Source organism: Nocardia sp. NPDC046763, from assembly GCF_040645495.1.
Lineage (GTDB): Bacteria > Actinomycetota > Actinomycetes > Mycobacteriales > Mycobacteriaceae > Nocardia.
In genome coordinates this window covers 1-24,505 of the sequence record NZ_JBEYYI010000050.1, presented here as the reverse complement: position 1 = coordinate 24,505, position 24,505 = coordinate 1, and the positions used below count along the sequence as shown (strand labels likewise).

The 24,505-nt window shown below is 64.1% G+C and carries 29 protein-coding genes and 2 pseudogenes; 17 read left to right on the top strand and 14 right to left on the bottom strand.

Annotated features, from left to right (window positions below; translation table 11 throughout):
• The coding region (locus ABZ909_RS41845; protein ID WP_357011658.1) for a hypothetical protein at nt 1–636 on the top strand (636 nt) is incomplete at its 5' end.
• A 114-nt stretch (nt 637–750) separates the two neighbouring features.
• Here ABZ909_RS41845 and ABZ909_RS41840 read toward each other — a convergent pair.
• Both ABZ909_RS41840 and ABZ909_RS41835 read right to left on the bottom strand, forming a co-directional pair.
• A complete protein-coding gene (locus ABZ909_RS41840; RefSeq protein ID WP_357011656.1) occupies nt 751–1,731 on the bottom strand; it encodes a sensor domain-containing protein in 981 nt (326 codons plus the stop codon).
• Between the two features lie 98 nt (nt 1,732–1,829).
• On the bottom strand, nt 1,830–2,771 hold the full coding sequence (locus ABZ909_RS41835) for a helix-turn-helix domain-containing protein (protein WP_357011654.1): 942 nt from the start codon (nt 2,769–2,771) through the stop codon (nt 1,830–1,832).
• A 109-nt stretch (nt 2,772–2,880) separates the two neighbouring features.
• On the opposite strand from ABZ909_RS41835, the gene ABZ909_RS41830 reads away from it, so the two are divergent.
• The 4 genes and pseudogenes from ABZ909_RS41830 (at nt 2,881) to ABZ909_RS41815 (ending at nt 5,338) form a co-directional block, all read left to right on the top strand.
• The gene (locus tag ABZ909_RS41830; RefSeq protein ID WP_357011653.1) at nt 2,881–3,798 is read left to right on the top strand and encodes an NAD-dependent epimerase/dehydratase family protein; all 918 of its coding nucleotides are present in this window, start codon (nt 2,881–2,883) and stop codon (nt 3,796–3,798) included.
• A 71-nt stretch (nt 3,799–3,869) separates the two neighbouring features.
• A pseudogene (locus ABZ909_RS41825) lies at nt 3,870–3,968 on the top strand (SDR family NAD(P)-dependent oxidoreductase); the annotation flags it as partial.
• A gap of 52 nt (nt 3,969–4,020) precedes the next feature.
• A complete protein-coding gene (locus ABZ909_RS41820) occupies nt 4,021–4,269 on the top strand; it encodes a Tn3 family transposase (RefSeq protein ID WP_357011651.1) in 249 nt (82 codons plus the stop codon).
• Nucleotides 4,270–4,513: 244 nt separating this feature from the next.
• Nucleotides 4,514–5,338 carry a nitrilase-related carbon-nitrogen hydrolase gene (locus tag ABZ909_RS41815; protein WP_357011649.1) on the top strand — a complete coding sequence of 275 codons (825 nt, stop codon included), beginning with the start codon at nt 4,514–4,516 and terminating at the stop codon, nt 5,336–5,338.
• Between the two features lie 242 nt (nt 5,339–5,580).
• Here ABZ909_RS41815 and ABZ909_RS41810 read toward each other — a convergent pair whose 3' ends face one another.
• Both ABZ909_RS41810 and ABZ909_RS41805 read right to left on the bottom strand, forming a co-directional pair.
• Complete coding sequence (locus ABZ909_RS41810; protein WP_357011647.1) at nt 5,581–6,465, bottom strand: site-specific integrase; 885 nt, start codon at nt 6,463–6,465, stop codon at nt 5,581–5,583.
• Between the two features lie 351 nt (nt 6,466–6,816).
• The gene (locus ABZ909_RS41805; RefSeq protein ID WP_357011645.1) at nt 6,817–7,308 is read right to left on the bottom strand and encodes a GNAT family N-acetyltransferase; all 492 of its coding nucleotides are present in this window, start codon (nt 7,306–7,308) and stop codon (nt 6,817–6,819) included.
• Between the two features lie 47 nt (nt 7,309–7,355).
• Here ABZ909_RS41805 and ABZ909_RS41800 point away from each other — a divergent pair, with 47 nt between their 5' ends.
• Nucleotides 7,356–7,742 carry a three-helix bundle dimerization domain-containing protein gene (locus tag ABZ909_RS41800; protein ID WP_357011642.1) on the top strand — a complete coding sequence of 129 codons (387 nt, stop codon included), beginning with the start codon at nt 7,356–7,358 and terminating at the stop codon, nt 7,740–7,742.
• Nucleotides 7,743–7,965: 223 nt separating this feature from the next.
• On the opposite strand, the gene ABZ909_RS41795 is transcribed toward ABZ909_RS41800, so the two are convergent.
• Nucleotides 7,966–8,235, bottom strand: a complete 270-nt coding sequence (locus ABZ909_RS41795; RefSeq protein ID WP_357011640.1) for a hypothetical protein — start codon at nt 8,233–8,235, stop codon at nt 7,966–7,968.
• A 449-nt stretch (nt 8,236–8,684) separates the two neighbouring features.
• Between ABZ909_RS41795 and ABZ909_RS41790 the strand changes: the two genes are divergently transcribed.
• The 4 genes from ABZ909_RS41790 to ABZ909_RS41775 are packed head-to-tail and all read left to right on the top strand — an operon-like array spanning nt 8,685 to nt 10,930.
• Complete coding sequence (locus ABZ909_RS41790) at nt 8,685–9,611, top strand: helix-turn-helix transcriptional regulator (RefSeq protein ID WP_357011638.1); 927 nt, start codon at nt 8,685–8,687, stop codon at nt 9,609–9,611.
• The gene (locus ABZ909_RS41785; protein ID WP_357011636.1) at nt 9,577–10,023 is read left to right on the top strand and encodes a hypothetical protein; all 447 of its coding nucleotides are present in this window, start codon (nt 9,577–9,579) and stop codon (nt 10,021–10,023) included. The genes ABZ909_RS41790 and ABZ909_RS41785 overlap by 35 nt, the downstream gene beginning before the upstream one ends.
• Nucleotides 10,016–10,687 (top strand): 2'-5' RNA ligase family protein, encoded by a 672-nt coding sequence (locus ABZ909_RS41780; protein ID WP_357011634.1) that lies wholly within the window; start codon nt 10,016–10,018, stop codon nt 10,685–10,687. The genes ABZ909_RS41785 and ABZ909_RS41780 overlap by 8 nt, the downstream gene beginning before the upstream one ends.
• Before the next feature lie 39 nt (nt 10,688–10,726).
• Nucleotides 10,727–10,930: a hypothetical protein gene (locus tag ABZ909_RS41775; protein ID WP_357011632.1), complete on the top strand. Its 204-nt coding sequence runs from the start codon at nt 10,727–10,729 to the stop codon at nt 10,928–10,930.
• Nucleotides 10,931–11,071: 141 nt separating this feature from the next.
• Here the strand turns inward: ABZ909_RS41775 and ABZ909_RS41770 are convergent.
• Nucleotides 11,072–12,207, bottom strand: a protein-coding gene (locus tag ABZ909_RS41770) for an IS3 family transposase (RefSeq protein WP_357011630.1) whose coding sequence is annotated in 2 segments (ribosomal slippage) — nt 11,072–11,943 and nt 11,943–12,207 — 1,137 coding nt in all. Because the reading frame shifts where the segments join, the coding sequence is not laid out codon by codon here.
• A 226-nt stretch (nt 12,208–12,433) separates the two neighbouring features.
• On the opposite strand from ABZ909_RS41770, the gene ABZ909_RS41765 reads away from it, so the two are divergent.
• Nucleotides 12,434–12,580: a hypothetical protein gene (locus ABZ909_RS41765; protein ID WP_357011628.1), complete on the top strand. Its 147-nt coding sequence runs from the start codon at nt 12,434–12,436 to the stop codon at nt 12,578–12,580.
• 3 nt (nt 12,581–12,583) lie between these two features.
• Here ABZ909_RS41765 and ABZ909_RS41760 read toward each other — a convergent pair whose 3' ends face one another.
• From ABZ909_RS41760 to ABZ909_RS41750, 3 genes are all read right to left on the bottom strand, one after another.
• Complete coding sequence (locus ABZ909_RS41760) at nt 12,584–13,300, bottom strand: LppP/LprE family lipoprotein (protein ID WP_357011626.1); 717 nt, start codon at nt 13,298–13,300, stop codon at nt 12,584–12,586.
• A gap of 854 nt (nt 13,301–14,154) precedes the next feature.
• Complete coding sequence (locus ABZ909_RS41755) at nt 14,155–15,345, bottom strand: MFS transporter (RefSeq protein ID WP_357011624.1); 1,191 nt, start codon at nt 15,343–15,345, stop codon at nt 14,155–14,157.
• Nucleotides 15,346–15,419: 74 nt separating this feature from the next.
• Entirely contained in the window at nt 15,420–15,920 is a 501-nt protein-coding gene (locus ABZ909_RS41750) for a hypothetical protein (protein WP_357011622.1), read from the bottom strand.
• A gap of 426 nt (nt 15,921–16,346) precedes the next feature.
• Between ABZ909_RS41750 and ABZ909_RS41745 the strand changes: the two genes are divergently transcribed.
• On the top strand, nt 16,347–16,811 hold the full coding sequence (locus ABZ909_RS41745) for an ester cyclase (RefSeq protein WP_357011621.1): 465 nt from the start codon (nt 16,347–16,349) through the stop codon (nt 16,809–16,811).
• A 263-nt stretch (nt 16,812–17,074) separates the two neighbouring features.
• Here the strand turns inward: ABZ909_RS41745 and ABZ909_RS41740 are convergent, their stop codons facing one another.
• Nucleotides 17,075–17,656, bottom strand: coding sequence for a hypothetical protein (locus tag ABZ909_RS41740; protein WP_357011620.1), 582 nt, complete (start codon nt 17,654–17,656; stop codon nt 17,075–17,077).
• 341 nt (nt 17,657–17,997) lie between these two features.
• Between ABZ909_RS41740 and ABZ909_RS41735 the strand changes: the two genes are divergently transcribed.
• Both ABZ909_RS41735 and ABZ909_RS41730 read left to right on the top strand, forming a co-directional pair.
• Nucleotides 17,998–19,146 (top strand): epoxide hydrolase family protein, encoded by a 1,149-nt coding sequence (locus tag ABZ909_RS41735; protein ID WP_357011618.1) that lies wholly within the window; start codon nt 17,998–18,000, stop codon nt 19,144–19,146.
• A gap of 67 nt (nt 19,147–19,213) precedes the next feature.
• Complete coding sequence (locus tag ABZ909_RS41730; protein ID WP_357011616.1) at nt 19,214–20,110, top strand: LysR family transcriptional regulator; 897 nt, start codon at nt 19,214–19,216, stop codon at nt 20,108–20,110.
• A gap of 91 nt (nt 20,111–20,201) precedes the next feature.
• On the opposite strand, the pseudogene ABZ909_RS41725 reads toward ABZ909_RS41730, so the two are convergent.
• Nucleotides 20,202–20,389, bottom strand: a pseudogene (locus ABZ909_RS41725) (integrase core domain-containing protein); the annotation flags it as partial.
• 384 nt (nt 20,390–20,773) lie between these two features.
• Between ABZ909_RS41725 and ABZ909_RS41720 the strand changes: the two are divergent.
• A complete protein-coding gene (locus ABZ909_RS41720) occupies nt 20,774–20,989 on the top strand; it encodes an IclR family transcriptional regulator C-terminal domain-containing protein (RefSeq protein WP_357011614.1) in 216 nt (71 codons plus the stop codon).
• A gap of 63 nt (nt 20,990–21,052) precedes the next feature.
• Here the strand turns inward: ABZ909_RS41720 and ABZ909_RS41715 are convergent, their stop codons facing one another.
• From ABZ909_RS41715 to ABZ909_RS41705, 3 genes are read right to left on the bottom strand one after another with little or no spacing between them, the layout of a single operon-like run.
• Nucleotides 21,053–21,907 carry a helix-turn-helix transcriptional regulator gene (locus ABZ909_RS41715; RefSeq protein WP_357011612.1) on the bottom strand — a complete coding sequence of 285 codons (855 nt, stop codon included), beginning with the start codon at nt 21,905–21,907 and terminating at the stop codon, nt 21,053–21,055.
• Nucleotides 21,888–22,406 carry a DUF6879 family protein gene (locus ABZ909_RS41710; protein ID WP_357011610.1) on the bottom strand — a complete coding sequence of 173 codons (519 nt, stop codon included), beginning with the start codon at nt 22,404–22,406 and terminating at the stop codon, nt 21,888–21,890. Before ABZ909_RS41710 ends, ABZ909_RS41715 begins: the two co-directional genes overlap by 20 nt.
• A complete protein-coding gene (locus ABZ909_RS41705; RefSeq protein ID WP_357011608.1) occupies nt 22,387–22,608 on the bottom strand; it encodes a hypothetical protein in 222 nt (73 codons plus the stop codon). The genes ABZ909_RS41710 and ABZ909_RS41705 overlap by 20 nt, the downstream gene beginning before the upstream one ends.
• A gap of 497 nt (nt 22,609–23,105) precedes the next feature.
• On the opposite strand from ABZ909_RS41705, the gene ABZ909_RS41700 reads away from it, so the two are divergent.
• Together ABZ909_RS41700 and ABZ909_RS41695 are read left to right on the top strand one after the other, a co-directional pair.
• Complete coding sequence (locus ABZ909_RS41700; protein WP_357011606.1) at nt 23,106–23,510, top strand: hypothetical protein; 405 nt, start codon at nt 23,106–23,108, stop codon at nt 23,508–23,510.
• Nucleotides 23,511–23,980: 470 nt separating this feature from the next.
• On the top strand, nt 23,981–24,232 hold the full coding sequence (locus ABZ909_RS41695) for a VCBS repeat-containing protein (RefSeq protein ID WP_357011604.1): 252 nt from the start codon (nt 23,981–23,983) through the stop codon (nt 24,230–24,232).
• Nucleotides 24,233–24,505: the final 273 nt, after the last annotated feature.

The following is a 24,505-nucleotide window of genomic DNA, read 5'->3' as shown; positions in this document are numbered from 1 at the left end:
GCTCCCAGAAGCGGCCTGGATCAACCCGCCTCCGAAGGAGAATGCCGACACAGAACAGGCAGCCTGACCCGTCTCATCCGGTTTGACAGATTCCGCGTCCCGGACGGATTCTTCGCTGGTCCACTCTTCACCGAGGAGTTCCTGCCGTGCATGTTCCTGCAACACGCACATAAAGAGCCCTGGTATGGCTCCGCGCTCGAGAATGCCCAGTACCTGGCAGATAGAGCGGTCGCCGGGCATCGTGTAGCCCGCGAAATCGCCGAGCGACACACAAACGAAGCATCCTCCCAGTACTCCGCACTCCAAGTTGCCCAGATCCTCGAAAGTGCCCAGAACGACAAAGGACTCGAGATCGGAGGTGCCATCGACGAGCACCGAGCGCGGGTGCAGCAGCCCGGCTACCGGCTCACCTACGGAAACCGGGCATTCGACACCGCCGTGCGAAACGCGCTCGCTGAACACCACTCCGACACAGCGGCCCTGTGGCATGCGCTCGAGACCGCGATGACGCTATGGCAGCCTCGCACTCCAGATCACATCGCCCCGATCGCCCTGCTCGCCGACCCTGCCCTGGCGTACAGCCTCACCCCGGAACGCGGCCGAGCGTTGTTGAGCAAACCGCGGAGTGGCCGCTGACCCCGCGAGCAACCGGCCAGATCGCCTGCGACCACGCGGGATTGCGCATCAGGCATGTTCGGATACGGTCGATGGACTCGGTCTAGCCCGTCGTCTTGGGGTGGAGCAGGGCGCCTACGAGCGCAGCGCGGTCGACTCCGCCGAGACGGCCGCCGCCGGGCTGGTGGTCGGATCCTGAATGCGTCCCTGCATGACGGCGAGCCGGGTGAGCAGGGTCTGCGCGAAGGCGGCCTGCAGGGCGGCGCTGCCCCGCTGGACGGTGTACACAGTGAGCAGCGCTACGACACCGACGATCGTGTTGAAGACCGTCCGGTTGTGGGCGGTGTCGGTGCCCATGATCGTCTCGATGACGATGTCGTGGCTGTCGCCATAGGGAATGAACCTGCCCCACAACCAGTACGTCAATCCACCCAGCGTCATTGCCCACCACACGATCGGCAGCACGAACGTGATGATCGCGATCGGTAGGTTGACGACGGCGTACAACAGATCCAGCCAGCTCTGCGGCTGCCCGATCGGTGCGGTGATCCGACGGAACCACCCCGCCCCCTCCGGTGCCTCGGCGTACCGAGGCCGTGGTGCCGCCCTGCCCGTCAACTGCAGAAGGCGTACGCGCTCGATGTCGGCGAAACCACGCGCGAGCAGCAGCGTCAGCGCGAGCAGCGGAATCCCGATGAAGATCACCACTGTTCCGATGCTCGCCGCGAAAAGGGACACAAGCAGGCTGAAACTGACCAATGCGAGAGGCAATCCCAAGAACGTGTATGCGAAGTCGAGGCCCAAACGCCGGATGATCGTCACGCAGACAACGCTAGAACCACACCCAGCGAGACCCCATCCAACCCTGGTAGGGGATCGGGCTACCCCCAGGGAGGGACGGCAATTGCCAGTATTCGCTGCGAGACCGCGCGACCAGCGGATGTTCCGACCGTCCTCGGATCGCCACGGCCACTGGCAGACCGGCGAGCCCGACTGGCACCCCAACAGTGGCATCACTGTCGGAACCGGTTGGCACAGTTTCACATCCGTCTTCGCGATGCCGATCATCGACGGCACGATCAGCGGGCCCTGACCGGTCGAAATCGCGATCCGCACCGGACGACGCTCCGTGGTCTGACCGAGGCACGGGCCGTGCCCGTTACCCCCGATGGTCCGGGCCGTGCCGAACAAACGGCGCGCCCTCCTGGGGCACTTCAGCGGCGGCTGAAGGCGGTGCGGTAGGCGGTGGGGGTCAGGCCGTGGCGTCGTGTCAGGTGCTGGCGCAGTGATTCGGCGGTGCCCAGGCCGGATCGGCGGGCGATCTCGGGCACGGGTAGGTCGGTGACTTCCAGGAGTTCGCGCGCTCGATCGAGCCGCTGGTGCAGAAGCCATTGCAGCGGACTGGATCCCGTCTCCGCGCGGAAGCGGCGGGTGAGGGTGCGGGTGCTGACGTGGGCGTGGGCGGCCAGTTCGCGCAGGGTGAGCGGTTCGTCGAGTCGTCGCAATGCCCATGCGCGGGTTTCGGCCAGTGAGGTTCCGGATTCCGGCGGCACGGGGGTTTCGATGAATTGTGCTTGGCCGCCGGGGCGAATGGGCGCGACGACGGCCAAGCGGGCCACCGCATTGGCTACGGCCGCGCCGTGGTCGCGGCGCACAATGTGCACGCACAGGTCCAGCCCGGCGGCCAGTCCGGCCGAGGTGAGGATCTGGCCGTCGTCGACGAAGAGCACGTCCGGGTGCAGGTCCACCGCAGGGAAGCGTTCGCGCATCTCGGCCGAATACAGCCAGTAGGTGGTCGCGGGTCGCCCCTCCAGGAGACCGGCCTGAGCCAGGACGAACGCCCCAGTGCAGATCGAAGCGATGCGGGCGCCCGCGGCGGCGGCCGCGCGCAGGGCGGTCAGCACGCGCGCATCGGCTTCGATACGAGTTCCGGTTCCGGTAACGATGACGGTGTCGGCCAACTCGAGTAGGTCCAGGCCGTGGTCGACCACCACGTCACGTCCGGTGTACCCGGCCACGATGCCCGGGTCGGCGGTGCACACCACCACCTCATAGACCGGCTCGCCATCGACTTGTACTGCGGGAAAAACCATTTCGGGAATCGCCAGGTCGAAGGTGGTTACCGGGGAGACGGCGAGAACGACGACGCGGTGCATGGCTCGATCCTTGGGATATAAGGCATTCCAGCCACTACCTTAGCCCTTCCCAGCCGGGCACAGTCAGGTGCGAGCCGCCGCGTGACGGCTCGAGTCGAGGAGGAATGCCATGTCTCTGCACGTCGTCGCCGGTGCCGGAAGCACCGGCAGCCGTACCGCTTTGGTACTGGCCGAGGCCGGTGAGCGGGTGCGGCTGATCAGTCGGCGCGGGCTCGGACCCGAGCATCCGTTGATCGAACGGGTCGTCGGCGACACCACCGACATCGACGGGCTCACCGCACTGACCGCGGGCGCCCGGACCTTGATCAACACCACGTGGCCCGCGTACGACCGCTGGCCCACGGACTTCCCGCCCATCGCCGCGGCTGTTCTCGCCGCCGCCGAACGCACGGGCGCGAACTACGTGTCGCTGAGCAACACCTACGGCTATGGCCACGTGGACGGTCCGATGACCGAGGACCTGCCCATGTCCCCTGTCGCGGTGAAAGGCGCTGTGCGGGCGCGCATATGGCTCGACGCGCTGGCCGCACATGAGGCCGGTCGGGTGCGCGTCGCCGAGGTGCGGGCATCGGACTATCTGGGCCGAGACGCCGGATCGGTGTTCAACTTCCTGGTGACCCGCACCGTGATCGCCGGGGAACCGGCCACCTACCCCGGTGACCCGGACGTGCCGAAAAGCTGGACGTATGTCGACGATGTCGCGTTGACTCTGGCCGCCGTCGCCCGCGACGACCGTTCCTGGGGCCGGGCCTGGCATGTGCCTTCGACGATCATGTCACTACGTGATGTGGTCGAGCGCCTCGCGAAGCTGACCGACTCGCCTGCGCCGCAGCTGATTTCGATGTCCAAGACGGATCTGGCATGGGCGGGCGCGGCCGACCCCATCATGGCGGAGCTGATCGAAATGTTCTATTCCCTGGAACATCCCGACGTTCTCGACTCGGCGTTGACCCAGCGCACCTTCGGCCTGTCCCCCACCTCGATCGACACGGTGCTCGCCGACACCGCCCGCTTCGGCACGGTATGAGACTTGCATCAGCAAGTTGGTGCCGGCTCGGTCGTCGAGCCGGCATCGCCGAAGCGATCGGAGGTTGTGCAATGAACTCCAGCCGGGTTGCCGTCGTGACCGGAGCCAGCAGTGGGATCGGCCTGGCCACAGCCCGCCGCCTCCAGCGTGACGGTGCGAAAGTTGTTGTCGCGGCCATCTTTCACGGCCACAAGGGCGAGATCACCCGCCTACCTCGACGGCATGGAAGACCAACTCAACGCTCTCGGCCTGGTCCTGAACCTCACCGTACTGTGGAACACCGTCGATCTGGATCGCGCCGTCTCCGAGCTACGCGCTCAGGACTACCCGGTCCGTGACGAGGACGCCGCCCGGTTGTCGGCATTCGTTCGCCGCCATGTGCGCTTGGAAGGCCACTACTCCTTCCATTTACCCGACCTCGAAGGTGGTCACCGGGCGCTACGCAATCCAGACGCTCCCGAAGACGACTGATCAGAACGGGTATTGCGTAGTGGCTCGCGAATCCTTGTGAGTGGCCTGCGGTTTTGACTGATCACCGTCTGACAGCGCAGGTAGGAGAGCGTCGCTTTCTTGCGCCGCCGGATTGAGATTTCATCCGTCGAGCCCTCGATCGAGCCCTTCCGCCCCGATCGCCCGACTTTCCAAGGCTGGGAGGCCGGGGTCGGTCCGCCATAGGTACCTTGCGATACATGCCGGTGCCGAAAAGCGAGAAGAGATGAAAATTGCACTCGCGCAACTTGATTGCGCCAGCGAAGGCGAGTTGACGAAGTCCTTCGATACTGTGCGTAATTTCGTCGACGAAGCTGCTGAGTTGGGCGCCGAACTGACAATCTTTCCCGAGTTATCACTACATGGCTATGCACTCGAGGGACATCCCCTATCGGCAGCCGACTCACGATTGACCGTCCTCTCCCGAGACGGGATGGACGTTCTCGTCGGTTTCCGCGAAGACGGCGGCATCCGTCAGTTCAACGCAGCGGCCTACTACACCGGCGGCCACGCGCACCATGTTCATCGCAAGTTGTACTTGCCGAACTATCTTGTATGGGAGGAGCGTAAACGCGCCAGTCCGGGCCAGTCCATGCAGGCCTTCGATACTCGTTTCGGTCGCATGGCGGTTCTGATCTGCAACGATGCGTGGCAACCGGTCCTGCCGTGGCTAGCAGCCCAGGGTGGGGCCGAGGTGATGATAATCCCGGCCAACAGTGCGGCGGGCTTCGGTCCGGAAACACTCGACGTCATCGACTATTGGGACCAGTTGCTGACTTTCATTGCCCGCATGCACCAGAGCTGGGTCGTGTTCGTCAACAGAGTCGGTGATGAGGACGGCACACGGTTCTGGGGTGGATCACGGGTGATCGACCCGTCGGGGCAGGTAACCGCGCAGGCACCCTTCTGGCATCCTTCGCTTCTGGTCGCCGACATCGATATTCAGGAATGCCGCCGCCGACGCCATGAGATCCCGTTGCTGGCAGAAGCTCGCCTCGGCCTGATCGAACGCGAAGTTCAGCGGCTGATCCGTGAGGGCGGCGACGCCTGAAGGAACTACGCAAGTGCGAGTGAGCCATTGCGGCCCTCTGGGCTGATGAGGACAGCTGGCAGAGACAGCCGAATGAGAAGCAGCCCTCAGTGCATCGCTGCCAGCCCCGGCTGGTATTCCAGCCCCTTCAGCACCGCCGAGCGGGCTCGACGCCGGGTAAATCGTCTGCCTAACCAGCCCACACTCCATTCACACCTGGACCGCACAGATGACGAGGCCACATCCGCCGCCGAGCGGCTGGGTCAGTGCGGGACTGCCAGGCAATCAATGCCTCCGCTGGGGCGAGCGTACTTGGTCAGCGGCCGTACCGAGGTGTGCCCACTCATGCGCATAAGCATCGGGGTGGACGCCCCGTCCTCGGCAGCATGCGTCAGCTTCGAATGCCGCAGTTGATGCAGCGTGAACGGACCACGCGGGAACGCGGCGGTGTGGCCCTTGAAGACCTCCAACGCTCGCCGGTACGACAACCGCGCACGGCCGCTGTCGAGGTCGGTATCGACCTTGGCGACACCGGATTTCGCCTTGCGGTCGGTCAGATACACAGGGCCTGCGCGGCGGCCGGCCAACAGACGCGGCAACAGCCGGGCGGTGCCGGTCTGCCAGGCCACGATGTCGATCGCGCCGCCCTTGCGGATCACGGTGGCGCACCTGTTCGGCATATCCAGGTCGGGGATATCGAGCAACAGCAACTCCCCTGCGCGGGCCGCTGTCTCGTAGAGCCTGTGCCACAACACCCGGTCCCGTAGCGGCACAACCATGCCCAGGACCGCGGTCACCTCGTCGCGAGTCAAGGCACGGGAGTGGTCCGGCGGCACCGCGCGCGATACCAACCGCGACAACGGATCTCCCACCAGCCAGCCCTGCTTGCGCCAGTACTCACACGCTGAGCGCAACGCGGCCAGGCGCACATTGAACGTCTGGGCGGCCTTGTCACCCCATTTGAACGTGAACCAGCCACCGACGCGCTCCGGCTCCAGCAGATCCACGTCGGAATCCGGACCGAAGTCCTGCACCAACGCGTCGAGTGCGGCCGCATAGCCGCGGCGGGTGTTCATGGCCGGGATGGTCACCAGGAACGCGGCGCGCGCGTCCGCGAGCCGCACACCCCGCCCGCCGATTGCTCGCATCGGCAACACCGTCGCCTCCGCTCCGAGCGCACTACCGCAGATAAATCGCAGAGTCGGGCTCATCGACATGGGGCATTCCGCTCAAGCTGCCGCGAGTCGCGCGGTTCGAAGCGGCCAAACAGTCGGCCCCGAAGATCAACGGGCCGAACGTTTTTGATCTCCCGCCGCGCTGGATCGTCCCGCTGAAAGCACGGTACTGCCTAGTTGAGTTCACACAGATTCACCACCACCGGCTTCCTGAGCGGGCGGTGGTCCCATCCGGCGGGTTATCGATCTGTACGTGCCGGGTGCAGTTGAAGGGCCGACCCTGGCTGGTGTTTGCTCCTGCGCTATATGGCTGTTGGGTTGTTGTTACCCTTCGGCTGCGAGGATCATCCATTTTTGGTGATCCGGGAGGGGAACGAACCCGATCCGGGCATACAGGCCGTGGGCGTCGGATGTCGACAGCAGCACCCGCTTGAGTTTGTAGGGTACGAGGTAGTCACGAACTTCGGTGACGAGCCGATGACCAAGGCCGACGCCACGGTGCTGGCGGTCAACGTAGACATCACAGATCCAGGCGAAGGTCGCTAGATCGGTGACGACGCGGGCATAGGCAACCTGATCACCGTTGCCGTCGTAGACACCGAAATTCAGCGATCCGCGGATGGATTGCTCGACGATCTGTCGTTCCCGCCCCAGCGCCCCGTGCACATCGGTGGACAGCCAGTGATGCACCCGGTCCAGGTCGATCCGATCAGTGTCGACGTCGATCTCGTATCCATTTGGCTCACTTACCTTCACCGCCAGACGGTAACAAGAGCGATCGAACAGAAGGAGGTCCGCCAGCTCGTCGACGGGCACGCCCGCAAGGCCAGGGAAACGCCGCCGAACGCACCGACTAGTGGAAGGTGAAGATCGAGCGCGTCGTCGCCGCACGCGGCCGAGGCCGCCTGACCCAGCGGTCAGCGATGACGGGCTGTCGGCCGCACGCAGGGGTGGGGCCGACAGGTTTCGTTCGTATCGGGTCAGGGCCGTTCCTGGCTGTGGCCGAGGAAATTTCAGGGCATACCGACCGAAGCGGATCGACGTCTGTTGACTGCCATGTCAACGACGGGCAACCATGGTTCATGCCATCATCTGATGAGGTCAGACGGCTCGCGGAACTCACTGATCGGCTCGCACACCGGTTTCCGGCAATCAGTGTGTGGACTATCGCCACGATCGTGCACGAGGTCCACCAGGGCTTTGATGGCCGGCCGGTGGCGGCGGTGTACGCCGAGGTCGACTGCGCGTGAGGAATGCCACGAAGGCCCAGGGGCAATGCCGAGGGGTCTGCACCACTGCAGAGGGGCCGACCTGCGGCACGCAGCGCAGTGGGCGTCGAGATCGGAGATGCAGGCGAGCGCGCAGAGCCCCGGAGACCCGTTGCGCTCACCTGTTCGGGGGTTGAGAACCGAATCGGTCCGCTCCTCACGGCCGTCGGGACCAGCGGCGGGCTCCGCTGCCGTCCGAGCCGGCTCACAGGATGAATCGCTTCCCCTTGGTGTCCCACAAGACGCGCCCGCGCCGAGTGAGTTGCCATCCGCCGCTGCCATTTTCGGCAAGCCCTCGCGCCTCCAATCGGGTCACAATCCGGCGCACCGAATCATGACTGAGGGACATGCCGGGGCCAGATGACGGAAGGGACACGGCGGCGGCGACCCCGTCGACAGTCAGCGCACCGCCTGCCACATTCAGCGCACCGATCACTGCATAGTCGGCCATAGCCAACGGCGTCACGCGGGGCATCCATGCCTCCCTCCGAAGTAGCGACCGAACGTCTCACGCGGCGCGACGACCTCCACATCGCAGATATGCATCAGCCGGTCCAAGGTGAGTGCATCGAGGTCTTGCAGCGACGGGACCAAGACGGCATCCACGTCTGCTGCACGCACCTGGTCGACAAGACCGAGTGATGAGGATTCCGTTGCCCAGACAAGGTCGAATCCGAGTCGTCGCGCCAGGCGCGCTACCTGTGCCCGATCCCATTGGGCCGCAACGCCGGAACGCTCATCATCGACATGACCGAGCGCTGTCGGAACAGCTCGCATAATGACTGCCCTCAAACTAGTAGTGGCGGCTACCTGCATTGAGAGAACCTCGGACGGCGATCACCTGGGAAGGTGGCAACTTCCCGAGCAATCCGACTTGCCACCCACTTGCCATCGGCAAGAATGAGCGCATGCGGAGGGGCGGCGATGAATGACCCAGCCAGTGAGCCTGGTCAGCAATCGAGGGTGATTGCCGACCAGCTGGCGCGCGAAATTGCGCGGTTGAGGCTTGCCACCGGACTGAGCCAGCGGAAACTGGCTGCCAAGATCGGATACTCGCGCCAGTACGTCTCCATGGCCGAGTGGGAGGACTCCATCCTCCCGTCCCCAGAGCTGGTGGCGGCCATAGACACTGGGCTCGACGCCAACGGCGCACTGGTCGCGATACGCGCCCAGGCCGGCACCGCTCAAGCTCGGCGGCGGGCTATCAAGTCGACTCGTTCGACAGATACTCAGGCGGGTCATTCGACGGCCGCTCGAGGGGGGCCAGTCGCGGCCGGCAACGCACTCGACGATCCGATTGCCGTGCTCGAGCGCGTTCACCAGCTCAGCAGATTGATCGACCCCGAGATCGTTCGAAGCCTTCAGCTCAATACGGTGGCAACCGTTGAGGACTACGAGAGCCTCGACCACTCCCGCGTCGTCCCGCTCCTCACCAAACAGCGTGCATGGATTGACGAACTAACCGACCAGTGCAGCCATCCGCACCAACGGCAGCAGCTTTACGAGGTGGCGGCAGAGACATCGGGGCTCCTGGGGTACATCGCGGTCGGACGCGGGGATTTCCCGCTCGCGCGCGCGTACTGCGTGGAAGCATTCACGTTGGGAGACTCCGCAAACGACGCGAATTTGCGGGCGTGGGCTCGTGGGCTGCAGAGCTTCTGCGAGTACTACGCCGGACAGTTCACAGATGCCCTGCGGTATGCCGAGGACGGAGTTGCCCAAGCGCAATCTGGTCCGCAGAGCGCCCGCATCCTGATCAATGGCGTGGCAAGAGCGCGCGGGCAAACTCGGAGATGTCGAGGGCGTCACGCGCGCCGTGGACGCCGCGTACGACATGCTGGATCGCCATAACGCACCTGACGGTCTTCCCTCCAGTGTCTCCCTCGGCTGCTACAGCCAGGCCCAGACAGCCAGCAATGCCGCCACCGCCTATGTCGCGTTGGGAATGCCCGATCAGGTCGAGCACTATGCAAAGCACGCGCTGCCCGAGATCAGCAAATCGGGGTCGCCATGGAGCCGTTCCCTTGTCGCCATCGATCTCGCCCACTCACAGATCAGATCACGGGACGCGGACTTGGACTATGCCACCGAGCTCATACTGGCCGCGCTCGAGGGGTCATCGGGTAGGCCGATCCTGTCGGTGACGAACCGAGCCCGGGAGTTCATAAAGGAAGCCCAAACCCGGTGGGGCAATGCTCGGCAGCTGAACTCGGTTCGCGACGCCGTTGCAGCGCTGGGCGATACGGATGGAAGCCATGGGTGACTCGCAAACGAAGGGTCGATTCGAAGACGTTCGATGGCTCAGGAATCATTGGTCCCGCCGGACCGGTCGCCGCGGCTACTACTGGTTCCTGACCTTCGAGAATGCAACAGAGCTGCACTCGTTGGCGAAAGAATGCCAGGAGGCGATTGCTTTCCCGTACTACGATCCGATCTCCCCAGAGGGACTACACCTGACGCTGGATCGGATCGCGTTCGAAGGCGATATCAGCGCGGCGGAACTCTCCTCGATCGTGAAGTCCTCTGCGTCAGCGTGCCAGCGCATCTGCCCCTTCGAGATATCCATCGGCAAGCTGGGCGGCACACGCGGAGCGATCGGGTTCACGGTAGGCCCTCTTCAGCCGCTCCGAATCCTGCGCAACGCTTTTCGCTCAGCGACGTTGGAGATCTACCCCGAGGCCCCGGTGAAATCGGATGAGTTCCTTCCGCATGTTTCGATCGCCTATGCCAACTCGGATGGGGTGGACGCGGCGGACGCCGTGAAGGCGGTCACGGGTATCAACTCGACACACCGCATGGTGGGCGTTCCTGTCACAGAAGCGAAGCTCGTTCTCCTCGAGCAGCAGGAACATTCGTACTCCTGGCAGGTCATCTCTCGAATCCCGTTGTCGGGCAGCAACGGGAACACCGCGGAGCACCATCACTGAGCGACCTGCGCGGTCGACTCGGAAGTCAGGATGAGTCGGATGCTGCACGCGCGCGGCTGGTCCACTCGCGAGGAGGCTCGCGCGGGACTGGCCACACAGATGACCTGGCTGATGAACACGGGCCGTTACCCGATGTACGCACGCTATATCCACGATGCCGACCGCAAGGACGATGTGCAGTGGCAGTTCGAGATAGGGCTGGACTCCGTCCTCGACGGTATCGCGGCGCGCTTCGGGATCTGACGGGACCCCGGGGACCGCGCGACGCCGAACCCGTATCCTGGTCCCAGTTTCGGGCTCCTGATTGATGTCAGCCGACTCCAGCGGCGAACTATGACGTCGGTCGTTCGCTGATTGACTGGGCCCCGATAGCAGGTCCACCGGCTATGCGAGTTGTGGCTCTTGCTCGAACTCGGTCGGTGACCATTGCTCACGGAATGCTTGCGGGGTAAGGAAACCCAGCGATCCGTGTGGCCGGTAACTGTTGTACTCGATGCGCCAGTCCTCGGCAAGGACCTGCACCTCGGTCAGGGAATGGAACACCTCGCAGGACAGGAATTCGTCGCGGAAGCGGCCGTTGAACGACTCGCAGACCCCGTTCTGCCACGGCGATCCCGGATCGATGAACGAGGCGTCGACACCGGCGAACCGGCACCAGTCGGTCATCGCGTGCGCGGTCATCTCGGTGCCGTTGTCCATCCGAATGTGCACCGGCCTTCGGCCGGTGGTCGCGATGATCTCGTCGAGCACCTCCAGCAGCCGGTCTGCGGTGCACGAACGAAATGCTCTGTTAGCCAGAGCTTCTCGGGTGAACTCGTCGACGATGTTGAGGAACCGGACTTGTCTACCGTCGACAGTGACATCGACCTGGAAGTCCAACGCCCACATCTGATCTGGAAACGATGCCCTCAACCGCTGATTCCGGCCCACTCCGACACGGCGTTTCTTACGCGCCCGGCTCGGTCTTTTCAATCCCTCCTCACGCCAGAGCCGCTGCGTCCGTTTATGATTGGTTACCAGCCCTTCGCCGCGACACAGCGCATGTGCTTTGCACCAACCCCACCGCGGATGCTTGCGCGAGATCACGCGCAGGCGAGCACGCAGAGTTCGTTCGATCTCGGCAACTGCCGGCGGGCGGCGTTGCACCGACCGCGACTGTCCGGCCACCCGGCATGCGCGGCGCTGGGACACCCGAAACCGTTGCTGCAGAACCACTACAGCCCTGCGGCGACGATCCGGGTTCAGTAGTTTCCCCGGTTCAGCTCCTCGAGCATGTCGATGTCGAGGGCCCGATCGGCGACCATCTTCTTCAGCCGCGCGTTCTCACGCTCGAGCTCCTTCAACCGTTCGGCGTCGTCGGATTTCATCCCGCCGTACTGGGCTTGCCAGCGATGCCAGGAGGCCTCGGAGATCTCGAGGTGTTTGCACACGTCCTCGATCGAGAACTTCTCCCCGATCAGCTTCTCGCCCTCACGCAGCTTGCGGATGATCTGCTCGGGGGTGTGTCGTCGTCGCGCCATGTCGTGATCTCGTCCTCCTGCACCCATTCTGGTGCATCAGAACTCTCACAACCGGTGGACCTGATCAAAGGGCTCCAGTCATGATCCCGGCGGCGGGTCGTGATTGATTGCCACCGATCGAAGGTTGTCGCGTTGCGACTGGATGCTCGAGTTCGTCGAGGATCGCTGTGTTGCCGTCGCTCTGAACCGGGTCGCGCCCAGCGAATGAAACGCTAGTGTGTCCAGCGTGCGGGCGTCACCGGCTGCCTTGACCTGCACACTAGGGCCGACCCTGCGGCGCATCGATGCCGAGGTGCTCGCGCACATCTGCCCGCTGCTGGTCCAACTCGCCGATGCTCCGGACGCGGTCCGCCCGCCCGGAGCATCGGCCTGACACTCAATTGCTCGGCGGGAACTGCCCCTTCGCCACCACCTTGCCCCCCGAGAGTGTGAAGGTCACCACGCTGGGGCCGCCGCTCGGGCAGCACAGAGCGTCACTGGATTTAGCCCACTTGTACTGCACCGAAACAGTATTCGCGGTCTTTCCGATGACTTCGGTGTAGCCGTAGGGGTTGGACGTCGCGGTACCCAGGTAGGTGCCGTTGGTGAAGAACAGGACATGGATGTACGGGTGAATATTGCCCGATTCCACCGTCATCCACGACAGCACGCCATCGCAGCCCGCCGAGATCGGGTCATTGCTCGCCGACGGATTGCCCCATCCGCCGTTCGCGGTCGGTGCGAGACTCTTGATCGCCGAGTTGGCGAGCCCTGAATTGAGGTCGAAGCACAGTCCGTGGCCGCTGCCGTTGGGTGCCGGATTCGTGGTCACCGGCACGATCGTGGGCTGCGGCGTGTCGGTCGCGGCGCTGGTGGCAGGTGCGGGCCGTGGCGAATTGGCATCGCCCTCAGACGGATTGCCGCCCTGGCCGTCCTGGGCCTGGGCGGGCGGCGGAGCCGACTGGTTACCCTGCGCCGGTACGGTCGTCCCCTGGGATGCGGCGACTGTCGTGCTCGCTGTTCCCGCCTGGGTCGACGAGCTGCCGGAGCATCCGCTCGCGGTCGCCACGAGGGCGGTGGCGAACGCGGCGAACAGCATTGATCTGGCCTTCATATTTCTCCTCGCATCGATACGCCATCCCCGACTTCCGTCCAAACGGAAGGACAAACTGGTCATCGGGTCCAGTCAGGCCGGCGTTATCGGAGCGTTTGCGGGCCGATGCCCCAAAAACTAGTGGCACGAAGACAATTCACCCAGATGCCTGCGACGGAACGCACCGACCCTGGCCCCAATGGGCGGCAGCGGCCCAGTCGGCCAATAGCCGACGCGGTATCGAGCACGTCTCGATTATTCGCCGTTCTGCGGTAACCGCGAGATGGTCTGTTCCCTCCACGGACGAGGGACAACCGTGTATGCGGACGAGCCTGTTCCGGGGACATCGCGGGCCACTGCCCGGTCCGCTGCAACCGCAGGCGGTGTCGACGGACCAATTGCGGCCGACCGTAGGTGGTGGACAGCAGATTCGCAGCCGCGCAGCGCACCATCGGGCGTGCACACTGTCCGGCTCGTCCGCCAGCGTCAGGCACCATATCGGCGGGGGCGCGCCGATCAGCTCGGGCTCTTCCCCGACCAGCGTCCAACGGTCGATCAGCTCGTCCTGGTCCAGCTCACGCGCCACAGTCGCGCTTGGTGTGATCGACGCCAGCCGCATCCCGGCCGCCGAAATCGCCTTGTCACACGGCGACTCGACTTGCTGGTGCAGGCACGCGGCCACTCCTGGCAGTCCCGCAACCGGCGCGCACGCTCCGGCGACATCCTGATCCTGGGCTCGCACACGCCGAAACCGTTGCGGGAGGGCGAATTCACCGACAAGGGTCGCCAGAGCACCCGGCAGCGTCAACCCCAGCCACAGCATCCGCAATCCCATGCAGATAGCCACGGCGGACTTACCCGCGTCGAAGGGAACGTCAGCGCTCCGCGCGCACCGACATGGTGATCGCGGCCGCGACCACGATCGCGCCGGCGGCGATGAGAGCCGTTGCCGCCCAGCCGAACCAGCTCACCGCGGCCGCGCCGAACGCGGTGCCCGCACTGCCGCCGACGAAGTACACCAGCATGTACGCACTGTTGAAGCGAGCGGTCGCGGTCGGATCGATGGCGAGCACGGTGCTCTGATTGGCGACCTGCGCGGCGAACAGTCCGGCATCGAACAGGCCCAGGCACGCCAGCGTTGCAACGGTATTCGACAGGCTCGTCCCGAGGATCACGGTCGCGGCGGCCGCGAGCCCGAGTCCGGCCAGGATCACCCGGCGCGCCCCGACTCGATCGGTCCAGACCCCGGCGACCCGCGTTGCCACGATGCCGAGCAGTCCGGCGCAGGCGTAGAGCCCGATGCGCTCGGCGGAACAGGAGAACGGCGGCTCCGACAGGGCCACCGCCAGTCCCGCCCACACCGTGCAGAAGGCGAAGAACCACAGCGCACCTCGCCCGGCAGCCAGGCTCAGCACCGGGAAACGGGCGTACAGCCCCGGCAGTCGGCGCAACAGCCCCAGGTAGCTGGTGCCGGCGTCCCCGGTTTCGGCGGGCAGCACCGCGCGCGCCGCGACCGCCACCACCGCGCAGGCCGCAGCCAGCAGCAGCAACATGCCACGCCACCCGATGGCATCGGCCAGCCACCCGCCCACAATGCGCCCCAGCAGAATTCCCGCCGAGATTCCGGCGGTGACCATGCCCAGCACGGTCGCGCGCCGCGCCGGTTCCGCGAATCGCCCCGCCACCGAACTCAATTGGGCTCCGACCGAGGAACCGGCCCCGATCACACCGATGGCGAGGCCGAGCAGCCACGGCGACCCGACCGCCGCCGCCCCGGCCAGCGCGACCCCCAGCGCCCAGAACTGCGCCGCCACCACCGTCCGCGGCGCCACCCGATCCACCAGTGGCACCAGCAGCGCGAGCCCCACCATGTACCCCACCGGCCCGCACGCCAACGCGCCCCCGACCTCGGCGAGCGATGCCCCGAACGACCCGGCCACCGCCGCGATGGCCGGCTGCAGCGGATAGATACTGGCAGTCCCCAACGCGGCCGCCACGGCCATGAACCACACCACCGGCATCCGCAGGCCCGTAACCCGTTCAACGGCAATCAGTTCCGTTTCCATACCCGCGACGCTACGAACACCCCACCCGCGTGGCTGGCGAGAATCAGACATCACCGTCAGCCCCACAGATCGTCTCACCCAGCGATGATCTGCAGCCTGTTCGCATCGTTGTCCATCCTGACCAGCGTCAACTCGACTGGGACTGTATAAACAACGGTGTAGCTCCGAAACAATGAGTGGCACATGAACTCTGATGTGATGGCGGGCGAGTTGGCCGATACTGACACGGTGGCCATCGTCCGGCGCCCCGACACCACAACCGGCCCGACAAAGTGATCGACGGGATGGCCGAGTGGCAGAACCGGCCCTTGGACAGCGGGCTGTTTGGCCTCGGGATCGCCCGTGCGGCACTGAACCACTTTGATGCCCAGGGTCCCTCGGAAGCAGTTCATCCCATCGGTCAGCTGCGGTTTCCCGCCACGCCATTGCCCGATCGCGGATTCGTTGTCCCACACCAACACCCGCCGCACTCGACCCCATGCGGAGATCAGTTCCCAATGCCCGGCCAGCAGGTCGGCGCTCTGGCGGGTCGGGATCATCACCGCCGCGATCATCCGCGAATACCCGGTCGCCATGACCAGCACCGGCGGTCGACCGGCATGCCCGAACCCGAGCGGGATATCGACCGGCGGGAACCATAGATCGCATTGCGCCAGCTCGCCGGGCTGATACTCCGTCCGTCACGCGGGATCCGGTGGTTTGAACGGCGGCCGCAGTTGCGCGACACGGTCGAAGAACACCGTCCTGCCGGCTGCCAGCCGACTCGTTCCATGATCAATGTTGTCGGCATGTTCGGGAACTTCGCCAGCAGCATCCGGATCTGCGGGTCAAACGTGTCCACTCGCGTTGTCGATTCCGGCGAGACACGGGTTCCGAAGCGCATGACAGTGTGGTCATCGCAGGGGTCCAGCGCCACAGGACGTTCCGATCACGGGGAAGAGAGGCCGACCCTGCAGCCGCAATAGTGAATCGTTCTGCCTTTCGACGTTTTTGGGAGTTACGTGAGCACGCAGGTCGATTCGAAGATGGTGGCTGTACGCAGTCTCGAGATCATGTCGACCGGCAGTCGCGCCGACTTCGACGCCGTCATCCACCCGGACGCAACCAACCGTGAGGCCAGAGGCGAACCGCCGGAGACCCGGATGCGCGGACCCGAAGGCTTCCACGCCACCGCGCTATGGCTGCGGACGGCGTTCACGGATATGCGCCACGAGATCCTGCATGCTGCGGACGGGGATCTGGTGTGCCTCGATACCATCATGGTCGGTCGGCAACAGGGCCCTTTCGTTATCTACACGTCGGAAGGCGAAGTGGATCAGGTGTTTCCATCGAGCGGCAAGATGTTCTCGGTCGCCCAGACGCACTGGGTGCGCATACCCGAGAGCATGGTGATCGAACACTGGGCAGCACGTGATGATCTCGGCAGGGCCCAGCAATTGGGCTGGCTTTCAATGACCCCGGCTTGAACCACAGGCCAGGCTCTCATGATGGAAGTACGACACCTGCCGATCGGCAGGGCGCACTGCTGATGTTGCGCCACAACGGTTTCCGAAGATTTCAGTTCCGCAGGCGACTCCATCACGTAACGGACGGATGGTCGCCGATCAGCGGCGCGCCTTCGGCGAAGCTACCGTCGGCGAGGCCGGTCAGATATTTCGCCATTCCGCCATCGAAGCTGCATCTGCAGTCACCGACCACACGCAGCTCAGCGACGCGGCGTATGACGCCGTCACCGCCGTATCCGTCGGCTGCCCGACTCTGCGTAATCGTCACAATTGTCGATAGCAAACGACCAGTTCAGGGGGGCCTCTTGGGGCTCTGCGCTGAATGTTTCGATCCCGGTCGGTAGATCGATCAGGACAATCACTTCGGGAGGCGCGTCACTCGACTCGCGAACACCGTTGGGCCACAGGTGAATCAGACGTCGTGCCTGGTTGCCGGCTACGACCACGCCTCGCGTTCTCGAGTGCCAGCCAAAGGGCATGAGGCACGTCGGGGCTGCCGATGCCGAGAGTTCGGTGATTTCGGCGAGCAGGTCCAGAGCATCGGCGAGCTCGGACAAGAAGTCGGCACTGTGGTCGCCGTCAGGGGTCGCCGGACAGAAGCGGCCGCCGATGACGATCGAGTTCGCGGCGCTCTCCTCTGCGATGCGCTGGATGAGTTCGGCTGCGACCGGTTCAAGACCGGTATCGCCGTGTTCGACGGTGACGGCCACGAACAGGCACTCGCTGAAGGAGGTCGACGTTGTGACCGCGGAGGCAGGCAGTTCCACTGCCCAGGGTGCGGGTCTTGCCAAGGTGTATTCGAACACGCGACAACGACAACTGGAGATCCGCATGCTGCTGCTCTTTCCTGAACCGGCCGATCGGGGCAGCCGGTGATGACCGGCAAGTACGCGATCGCCCAAGTCATACTGGGTTCGTCGCATCCTTGAGCAAGGATGCGACAGTACCGGCGGTGGAACAACGACGACATCTCGAAGGTCCGATCACTTTTTGTAATCGAAGGACACGCTCGCGGCCGGCGAAGTTGTGAAGCGCAGTCAGGTCATTACTGAAAGTTATCGAACCCGCAAGGTTTCGCAGTTGTTCCGGCCTCCGAGGACGCTGCAGGATTGCTGAGAGCACTACGGGACGAACCGAAGGAACAACCTTGTCCGCGATCACACCTTTCCGCATCGACATACCGCAGACCGATCTGGACGATCTTCACTACCGATTGGCCCACACCAGGTTCGTCGAAGCGCGTGAGGCCCAGGAGATCCCGAGCACAGTCGACGTCGGAGTGCCGACACGGCCTGGCTGGGAGTACGGGGTTCCGCTGTCGTATGTTGTTCCGCTGCTCGAACTCTGGCGTGACGGGTTCGACTGGCGCGCCCAAGAGCGGCGGCTGAACGTCTTTCCCCAGTTCATCACCGAGATCGATGAGCAGCGCATACATTTCGTCCACGTCATCTCGCCCGAACCCGACGCGACTCCACTGTTGCTGGTCCCCGGCTGGCCGAGTTCGTTCACCGAATTTCTCGGCCTCGTCCCGAAATTGACTGATCCCCGGTCGCATGCCGGTGATCCGGCCTCGGCGTTCCATGTGGTAATTCCGTCGTACCCCGGGTATGCGTTCTCCGGGCCGGCGCGGGTTCCAGGCTGGCGCCCGGTGCGGACGGCGGCGGTGTACCACGAGCTGATGCTGCGCCTGGGATACGACCGCTACGGAGTGCACGGAAACGACGTCGGCGCCATCATCGCGCCCGAAATGGGCAGGCTCGCACCAGAGCAGGTGATCGGCGTGCACGTCGGTCACATCTACTCCTTCCCCCGTGGTGATAAGGGAGAACTGGACGGGCTCAGCACCTGTGACCTGATGCAGGTGCAGTATTGGCAGCAGCTCCTGCAGCGGTCTACGCACCACAACCACGCAGTGCAGCCGCAAACACTGGCCCATGCCCTGTCCGACTCCCCTGTGGGCCAACTGGCTTTAAGCGGGCAGTTGCTCGCCGATTCGATGCCCGCCGAGGAAATCCTCACCAATATCTCGATCCACTGGTTCACGAACACCTCCGCACCCGCCGTAGGCCTTCTCGTCGAGAACAACAAGGCCGCCCTACGGCCCGGACCCACCACCGTGCCGCTCGGCCTGGCCTCCTTCACACCCGGCATGCGGCCGGTGCGCAGATTCGCCGAGCGGGACCACGCGAACATCGTGCAGTGGAACGAGTTCGGCGTCGGCGGACGCTGGCCGGCTCACCAGGCACCGGACCTGCTGCTGTATGACATCCGCGAATTCTTCGCGAAGGTCATCTGAGACCTGCGCGGTGGTGACTCCCGACGTCCGATTCGCAGCAGCGATTCCGTAGGAGCACAATGTCGCGATGGAGTTGCGGGACATCGAAATCTTCCTGGTTCTGGCCGAAGAACTGCATTTCGGGCGTACTGCACAACGGCTGCACTTGTCGCAGGCGCGGATCAGTCAGTCGATCAAGAGCCAGGAACGCCGCATCGGCGGTCGCCTGGTGGATCGTTCCAACCCGCGCAACGTGCAGATCACCCGACTCGGACACCAGTTGCTCACCGAGCTTCAACCGGCGTACCACGGTGTGCTGCAAGCCATCGAGAACGCGCGCTCGGCGGCGTTGGGCATCTCCGGGGTGCTACGCGTGGCGATGATCGGCTACAACCCGTATGACTATCAACCGTACTGGGATGCCTTCCGTAGACGACATCCGGAGTGGGAGCTGCAAATTCGCAGTACCGAATTCGGTGATCAGTTCGGACCGTTGCAGCGCGGCGAGGCCGATATCCTCATCGCCTGGCTGCCGGTGGAAGAACCTGGATTGACGGTCGGGCCTGTCATTTCCGCGGAGCCGATGGTGGCGGTCCTGCCCGGAAACCATGTGCTCGCCGGCGAGAAACACCTGACATTGGAGGACTTCGGCGTTTTCGGCGTCTTCAAGCCCAGCGCACCGCTACCCGAGTACTGGGAGGATTCGGTCAGCCCCTTCTATACCCCCAAGGGCAAACTCATCGAACGGGTCGCCGAAATCTCAACCCTCGAAGACATTCTCACCGCCGTCAGCACCAGCACCGCGCTCACCACCGGCATGAGCCACATCGCCCGCTACTACAACCGACCCGGCGTTACCTATCTGCCGATCTCTGATTCCCATCTGGTCCGATGGGCGCTGGTCTGGCACAGTGACCGCGACACCGAGCAGATCCGCGCATTCGCCCGCATAGTCCGGGAACTGGGCCCTCTTGACCAAAGTTGAAAAGCTTGTACTTCCCGGCCCGCAGCCGCGAGCGTGGCGCACGGCGGCTTCCGAACAGCGACTCCGTAGGGCTATTTCATGCCGCCGTCTGCTAATTCAGCAATTCAGTATGGCCCAGTAGTGGTGTCCTGTATCCGAGTCGCGAGTGGAGATGTTTCCGATTGTAAACGTCTCAATGTACTTCACAACCGCACGGCGGGCATCGGCGCGGGTGGTGAACGAAACGCGATGCAACCACTCATTTTTCAGAGCACCGAAGAACGATTCAGCCATCGCGTTCGTGTGTCCTGACAGTGATAGGGAGGTCACGATTAGAAGCACGAATCTTGTTGTCGCCGTGCTGTTGTGAGGTGCTTCGACATCGGCATATAGGTGCAGGTGTCAAATCGCCCCGAGCTGCTGCGGTGAATGAGTCGTGGTGGTGAGCGTCGTGGGAAAAGCCTTGCGTGACAAGGCAGGTGTGGGCCGAGAAGGCGAACGTGAGCGAACCACTGATGACGTGTCGTTAGGCCGAATGACATCGAAACCGGGGCCTTCATGCTGTCCCGGGATCAGTCAGGCGAGTGCCTGCTGATTGGTCTGGCGGTGTCCGGCATGAAGGTGGTGCGAGCTCCGTCCAGGCTTCGCAAGGGAACAGGAGAACTCCCGAGGCGAGGCTGATCTGTGGGGGGCTTGTTTCGGCGTGGCTGTGGCCTGATCCTCGGACTGTCCTGCATCGCCGCGCCGGTCTTCGACCGCCGTGGCCGCGTCATCGCCGCGCTCTCGGTGGCCGGACCCCACGGCAACCTCGAAGCCCACCGCTTCGAGACCACCCTCCGCCAAGTCTGCGCCGCAGCGTCAAACGCCCTCGGCCGCGCCCAACTCACCCAGACCGCATAACTTTGCGCGACCGACCAATCCGACGCCGACGACCGCTACTGACCGGGCGCTATCCGCCGCTCGTCAATCGTCGAGCTCAGCAAGTACTTTCAGTATCAGCGCGCGTGCATCCCGCCCGTAGACCGCGGCTTGCTTCAGCACCTCGAACATGCGGGCGTACAGGTTGCACTCAGCTGGCTGAGTGACCTGAATGCTCGCGGTAGGTGTCTCGAGTGCGACCAGGTCGTCATCGAAGATCCAGAAGCCCGCCGAGGCAACAGCTTCCCGCTCACTCATCAGCGGGATGATGCCCAACGAGATGTTGGGCAGAGCCATCAACTCCAACAGTCGACCGAGCTGACCGGCCTGGACTTCAGCATCTCCGAACCAAGTTCGCAGGGCCTGCTCCTCGAGCACGGTCACGAATCTCTTGCCGCCTCGCTGCAGAATCCTCTGACGCTCCATCCGGACGGCAACCGCGTCCTCGATGTCATTGGGAGTGCCCAGGAACCGGATCCAGAACGACAGCATGGCGGCGGAATACTCCGCGGTCTGGAACAAGCCCGGAATCACGTTGTGCTCGTAAATCCGGAAAACCTTTGTCGCCTCATACCGCTGCTGCGTGTGAGCACCGAGTACGCGCTTGAGGCCGACGCGGCTCTGACGCCGGAACTCGAGGTAGGCCGAATCGACGGCGCGCAAAGTAGCGATGAGATCTGCGATCTGATCGTCGGCATCGCAGGCCCGACACCACTCTCGGATGTCCTGGTCGGTAGGTGACTGAACACCGTTCTCGATCTTGGAGACTCGCGTGAAGTGTTGATTTGTCGCATCGGCGAGGCGACGGGCACTGAGGCCGGCATCCCTGCGGACATCCCGCAGCCTGGCCCCGAGTGCCCGTCGCGCCTCCTGCGCTGAGCTAGAAGGGCTGGTATTCACGGTGAGGAATCGCCAGCTTCCACACCGCCTCGAATGCTGTGCGGCACAGCTGAAGATCGGCGGGGTCGGTCGATGCGGTCTTTCCGGTCCCCAGACCGTTGCCCGCATAGTGAAGGAAAACGGCAAGGCGATCATCGAACAGATAGAAGTCGTTGCCCGGCATCGCAATCGACGAGACGAGCCGCCTCGGCGTCCAGCGGATGTCCTCGCCGGCACCAACCATCGGCCATGCAATGCTGTACGACCATCGCTGATAGTCACTCAGCGGCTCCGAGACGATACGTGCTCGCCGGATCGACTTCCCCGCAGCAGTGTGCTCCCGCAGCGTTGAGCACCAACCCTGCAGCCATTCCAGGTCATCGGGCTCGCCGGCCGCCCACTGCGCCATGTGCGGCAGCTCGACCGCGGTGCCATAGGCGTCCCGCGTCTCCAGATGGATGGACTCCGCCTGGAATTCGGTCAGTAGCTGCTCGAAGTCGTCATCGCTTATCGGAGTCACTGTCTCCCTGTTCAAAGAACGGAACCAGCCGGTCTGGAATCTCCACACACGATTCACCGGCAGGAATATCCATCTGCGCCAGCGTTTCCGGATCGTCGATCACCCAGCCCTGTACCACCCATGAACCACGATCAGTGCGATACAGAGTCGGCGAGCCGGTCGGGTTCGATCCCGGATCCTTGGCGATGAACGTCAAACGCATGGTGTCCCCCTGCGTGCAATGTTGCGGGTAGTTGCTCCATCATGTCGTCAAATCGGTGCTCACGACAAGGAACTCACATCTCAGGCGCATACGCGCTGTGATCGCAACATTTCGCAACAACCTTCCGATTCCGGCAGAGCCACTTCTACCGTCCATGTAGGCGCTCGGGGCTGGTGATCGTCGTCCCGGTCCCGAGCCGCCACCGACGACGACACAGACGACGTACGACGGCGAGGGACGACGATGGCCTTGACCGAACCAGAAGCCAAAACGCTTGGGGCACTGGCGACCCTAGATCCATCGCAGGCCCTGACCGTCCAACAGCTCTGCCGCACAACCAAGCTCGCCGAAACGTCGCTCCGCAACGCCCTGCTGCGGCTCTCACGCACAGGGCTCGCCATGCGCCTCCCCCGGGCGCCGACACGGTGGCAGTCCACCGACCGCGGCCGACGAGCGATCCGTGTCCCGGTCTACAGCGAGTACACAAGGACCACGCGATGACGGGGCCGCACCACGATCTTCCGATTCCCGCGAAACGCCCAGCACTCCGGGTTCTTCATGGCAGCGCCGGACGCATTCACGCCCGGGTTCTGTTCGTCTACACACGATCCTGGATCCCCGACCCGGTAACGGCGATTCTGGTCGATCGGGTGTACCCGAGCAACGCGGCATCGACAGAGCCAACGGAGATCCTGCAAGCGATCCGCTTTCTGCACGGGGCACGCCTGGGTCCGATCACTGGCGCACATCGCGATTGGATCGCACAGCAGAAGTCCGCGAGCCTCGACCTCCGCTACCGCCTACAGACTGCTCTCGTTGAAGCCGGATTCGACGTCGAGGTGGTCCAGACGTGGGATGAAGCGCTCCGCCCCACCTCGCACCAACATGTGGTGAATCCGTGACGCCCACACTCATGCCTGCACGACCTCGAACACCGACACCCTACACACGAGAGGAGGTGAGACATGGACCTGCTCAACCCCGGCCCGAACGGCAATAGCCACGACAACTGGAATGAGGAAGCGAACGCCGACGGCCACAACGAAGACCTGAGCGGCTGGATCAACAAGCGGTAGACGCTCACCTGGCAGTCCAGGCCCCCGGATGCGGATCAGGGTGCAACCGCAAATTCACCCATCAACTGTCCCACTTGACCGGGGGCCTTCCCAAACGACCGCACAGCCGTGGGCCACCAGGAGGTTTCTGCCAGTGCAGTCCAAGAGGGAAAGGCGCCAACACGAATGATGACCCGCACCATCCCGGTTACAGCCACCAGCCGACCGAACGGATCATCGTTCCGAATCCCCCATTGCCGGCAGTCTTGAAGACGGCAACGGTAGCCGCTCGCGCCGCCGGTCATTCCCCCCTCTGGTTGAGTCGGCCCGCAGCGCGGTGCCGGTGTTGCCACCGGTCCGTTTCTGCGGGCCGCAACGGGGACGGCACCTTCGCCAAACCCACCGTCGTCCAAACCGGCGGCCTACTCCCCCAATGCTTCGACCTCGCCGACCTCAACGGCGACGGAATCCTCGACATGGTCGTCGGCAACACCGCCACAGGAAACATCACCCTGCGATACGGCCGCGGCGACGGAACCTTCGGCGACCCCATCGACTACTCCGCCTGACCCCCCGTAGCCATGAACCCAACAGCCCATCGCCTCACCAGCTGACCGCGCTACTCGTCACCGGCCCTCACGGGCCATCGCGTCCCGGCTCGAGAATCAGCCCGGCACCGACAACGATCAGCGTTCGTGACGCCAACCTGACGGGACCATCACACCCGGCGGGCGTCAGTCTGCGGGCTCCCATGCGGCGACGAGGTCGAGCAGGCCGGGGAAGCGGGTTTGGAGGTCGTCGATGCGGACCTGGCTGCGGCGTTCGAGGCCGTACTGGCGTTG

Excerpts from the sequence above, each read along its gene's own strand:
- ABZ909_RS41835 (WP_357011654.1), bottom strand. The coding sequence starts at position 2,771 with ATGCACCGCGTCGTCGTTCTCGCCGTCTCCCCGGTAACCACCTTCGAC.
- ABZ909_RS41830 (WP_357011653.1), top strand. The coding sequence starts at position 2,881 with ATGTCTCTGCACGTCGTCGCCGGTGCCGGAAGCACCGGCAGCCGTACC.
- ABZ909_RS41820 (WP_357011651.1), top strand. The coding sequence starts at position 4,021 with ATGGAAGACCAACTCAACGCTCTCGGCCTGGTCCTGAACCTCACCGTA.
- ABZ909_RS41815 (WP_357011649.1), top strand. The coding sequence starts at position 4,514 with ATGAAAATTGCACTCGCGCAACTTGATTGCGCCAGCGAAGGCGAGTTG.
- ABZ909_RS41810 (WP_357011647.1), bottom strand. The coding sequence starts at position 6,465 with ATGCGAGCAATCGGCGGGCGGGGTGTGCGGCTCGCGGACGCGCGCGCC.
- ABZ909_RS41795 (WP_357011640.1), bottom strand. The coding sequence starts at position 8,235 with ATGCCCCGCGTGACGCCGTTGGCTATGGCCGACTATGCAGTGATCGGT.
- ABZ909_RS41790 (WP_357011638.1), top strand. The coding sequence starts at position 8,685 with ATGAATGACCCAGCCAGTGAGCCTGGTCAGCAATCGAGGGTGATTGCC.
- ABZ909_RS41780 (WP_357011634.1), top strand. The coding sequence starts at position 10,016 with ATGGGTGACTCGCAAACGAAGGGTCGATTCGAAGACGTTCGATGGCTC.
- ABZ909_RS41775 (WP_357011632.1), top strand. The coding sequence starts at position 10,727 with ATGCTGCACGCGCGCGGCTGGTCCACTCGCGAGGAGGCTCGCGCGGGA.
- ABZ909_RS41760 (WP_357011626.1), bottom strand. The coding sequence starts at position 13,300 with ATGAAGGCCAGATCAATGCTGTTCGCCGCGTTCGCCACCGCCCTCGTG.
- ABZ909_RS41755 (WP_357011624.1), bottom strand. The coding sequence starts at position 15,345 with ATGGAAACGGAACTGATTGCCGTTGAACGGGTTACGGGCCTGCGGATG.
- ABZ909_RS41750 (WP_357011622.1), bottom strand. The coding sequence starts at position 15,920 with ATGGCGACCGGGTATTCGCGGATGATCGCGGCGGTGATGATCCCGACC.
- ABZ909_RS41730 (WP_357011616.1), top strand. The coding sequence starts at position 19,214 with ATGGAGTTGCGGGACATCGAAATCTTCCTGGTTCTGGCCGAAGAACTG.
- ABZ909_RS41705 (WP_357011608.1), bottom strand. The coding sequence starts at position 22,608 with ATGCGTTTGACGTTCATCGCCAAGGATCCGGGATCGAACCCGACCGGC.
- ABZ909_RS41700 (WP_357011606.1), top strand. The coding sequence starts at position 23,106 with ATGACGGGGCCGCACCACGATCTTCCGATTCCCGCGAAACGCCCAGCA.